Source organism: Clostridium sp. C105KSO13 (assembly GCF_001517425.1).
Classification (GTDB): domain Bacteria; phylum Bacillota; class Clostridia; order Lachnospirales; family Lachnospiraceae; genus Muricomes.
On record NZ_FBWL01000110.1, the window covers coordinates 1 to 2,782 of the forward strand.

A 2,782-nucleotide genomic window follows, 5' to 3' on the forward strand; every position below is an offset into this window, starting at 1 on the left:
GGTAAGCGCTCAATAAAATAGCGGATACCAAAAAACTTGCAATTCTTATACAATGGTTGTAAGAATTGCAAGCGTTTTACTACATTTATATTTGCTAGATGCAAGCATTTTACTCTACATTGCACCAGAGCAAGCTGTAATAACGGTTTCATTCCAAGGCGTCAGTTTTGCCAATTCGGCATCTTTCATTTTTGTGGAGGGCAGATGCTCCAGCAGATAATTCAGGTATTTATAAATGTTCAGGTTATGTGCTTTAGCCATCTCAACTATTGTATATACGGTCGCACTGGCTTCAGCGCCCTTAGGAGTATCGCTAAACATCCAGTTTTTTCGCCCTAAGGTAAATGGGCGGATTGAATTTTCGGACAGGTTATTAGAAAAGCTGCATCTTCCATCTTCCAGATAAGTCATAAATAGCTCTTTGTGGTTTTGGGCATAGTTCACCGCTTTCTCATAACGTGTTCCCTTTCTGGGAACCTGCAATGAGATCCATGTCCAAAAAGCATCTAATATAGGTTTTTCTTTTTGGAGGCGGTATTCTTTTCGCTGCTGGCTGGTGTGCTTTTTTAGCTTCGACTGCCGTTCGTACTCAAACAGCCGGTTGCAGTACTGGACTGCCTGGGCGGCTGGATCACTGTAATCCAGCTCTTTCCCCTTAGGGACTGCCTCTACAAAATATCTGCGAAGATGTGCCCAACAGCAGCAGCGTTTAATGTCCGGCAGGTTATTGTAGCCCTGGTAACCGTCTGTCTCAAGGTAGCCTTTGAATCCTTTCAGGAATTCCTTAGCATTGAACTTGGCTCTGGTTTCCGTGTACTTGTAGAGAACGATTGGCGGCAGGCCATCTTCACCAGTACGGTAAAGCCACATATAGGAATCGGTCTCCGCATTCCGGCCTGGTTCCTTAAGAACCTGGATCCGGGTCTCATCTGCCATCAGGAACTGTCGTTTCAAAAGTTCTTGATGAAAGTACTCATACAATGGACTAAAGTAATTCCCAGCACAGTAGATAATCCAGTTGGCGAGAGTCGCTCTTGAAAGAATAACACCCATCTGTTTCCAATCCTGTTCCTGGCGGTACAGTGGTATGGCATTAGCATACTTTTGATACATGACCCAGGCAACTACAGACGCAGATGCATAACTGTGGGCGATCAGTGCTTCCGGCACATTTGCTTTTACAAACTGAATATTCCGCGCCATTGCGGGAGCAGTGGAACATTTCGGACATTTAGCCGTTTCACGGTAATAATTGATGACTTCACCCTTTGCCGGGGTAAAACGGAATTCCCGGCGGACGAATTCTTTCCCTATAACTTCCATCTCAGAACCACAGTCTGCACAATGCCTCTGTTCCTCAGAAAGTGGAACCACCACATTCCTGGAGGGAACGCCCTTGAAGAGTTCTTCGCCCCTGCGTTTTGCCTGACGTGTATGTTCTTTGACAGTTAATTTTTCTGCTGCGGCTGTTTCATCCAATGGCTGTGCTTCCTGTTCGGCTTCATCGAACAGCTTTAACTGCCCCGCGAGATTCTTTGATTTTTCACTGGAGGTGCCAAACAGCTTCTGTGTAAGATACTCCACCTGTTCACGCAACCCTGTAATAGTAGAGTTACATTCTTCTAGGGTTACACGAAGGGATTGAATCAATTCATTCTGCGTACTGATGACCATATTTAATTGCCCTATTGTATCTTTTTGCTCCACGATTTTGGAGTCCTTTGCATTTTTGGCCATGGGTTTCCTGCTCCTTTTCAGATACTTCTATTTTACCATAGAAAGCACCTGAAAAGAAGCAGAAGATGCAGTGTTTTAGGCCATTTCAGCAACTTGTGGATAACTCATCCACATAGCGGTCAAAAAGGTTATTCAAGTGAAAATTTATCCACATTTTCAGAGAGTTTGAAGGCTTTTGGCTGTTCAATTTCTAACCCGGACATGAGCCAATCGAATTGCTGCCAGGAAAGGGTTCTGACTTCATCGGAGTTTCTCGGCCATCGGAAACGTCCTTGTGCCTCCATCCTTTTGTAGAGCATGACAAAGCCATCGCCTTCCCATAAAATCGCTTTGATTCTGTCACAACGCCTGCCGCAAAAGAGGTAAAGAGCACTACAGCGTGGGTCCATCTTCAGCTGATCCTGTATAACGGCACAAAGGCCATCAATGGATTTACGCATATCCGTGTAACCACATACAATGTATATTTCATCTGCGGTAGTGATATCGCCTAGCATGCCAAGCCTTTCAATATCTGGATTGTCTGGGCAAGAAGTGCTGGGTCCACTTCATTTGTAACACGCATGTGACTACCTTGGATTTCCAGTTCCAATGTGGCAGAAAACTGTACCATCAGGCTGCCGTCTGTAGTTACTTGTTCCGGCTCATAGAGTGATATAGCATTCGTGTCCCGATTTAAATCCAGCCTGACAACTTCCTGCTTTGAAGTTGATTTATATGCAGCTTTTTTAGGAGATGCCGGAATGTCAAAAATCCCTTTTTGACGAATCCGCCTGACCCAGTTGTAAAAAGTCCCCGGCTTTATATCATGCTCCAAACACCACTGGTAATCGGAAAGGCCACTCTGACGGCATTCCGTAATGAGGCGATATTGTTCATCTACTGGAATTCTGGATAATGACATAATCTATGTACCTCCATAATGAAAGTAAAACGCTTGCATTTATAACTTCCTAGCCGCCAAGCTGAAGTAAAATGCTTGCATTTCTATCATTATGACAGATTTTTTACCAATGTAAAACCCGCTGATTTATTTTGCGGTTAC

General features: G+C 44.3%; 3 protein-coding genes. All 3 read right to left on the reverse strand.

Annotated elements, in window-relative coordinates; all coding sequences use genetic code 11:
• Positions 1-114 precede the first annotated feature (114 nt).
• Positions 115-1,737, reverse strand: a complete 1,623-nt coding sequence (locus BN3456_RS00920; RefSeq protein WP_089982097.1) for an IS66 family transposase — start codon at positions 1,735-1,737, stop codon at positions 115-117.
• 128 nt (positions 1,738-1,865) lie between these two features.
• Positions 1,866-2,234: an IS66 family insertion sequence element accessory protein TnpB gene (tnpB, locus tag BN3456_RS00925; RefSeq protein WP_089982098.1), complete on the reverse strand. Its 369-nt coding sequence runs from the start codon at positions 2,232-2,234 to the stop codon at positions 1,866-1,868.
• Positions 2,228-2,641, reverse strand: coding sequence for an IS66 family insertion sequence element accessory protein TnpA (locus BN3456_RS00930; RefSeq protein WP_089982100.1), 414 nt, complete (start codon positions 2,639-2,641; stop codon positions 2,228-2,230). The genes tnpB and BN3456_RS00930 overlap by 7 nt, the downstream gene beginning before the upstream one ends.
• Positions 2,642-2,782: the final 141 nt, after the last annotated feature.

Excerpts from the sequence above, each read along its gene's own strand:
- BN3456_RS00920 (WP_089982097.1), bottom strand. The coding sequence starts at position 1,737 with ATGGCCAAAAATGCAAAGGACTCCAAAATCGTGGAGCAAAAAGATACA.
- tnpB (WP_089982098.1), bottom strand. The coding sequence starts at position 2,234 with ATGCTAGGCGATATCACTACCGCAGATGAAATATACATTGTATGTGGT.
- BN3456_RS00930 (WP_089982100.1), bottom strand. The coding sequence starts at position 2,641 with ATGTCATTATCCAGAATTCCAGTAGATGAACAATATCGCCTCATTACG.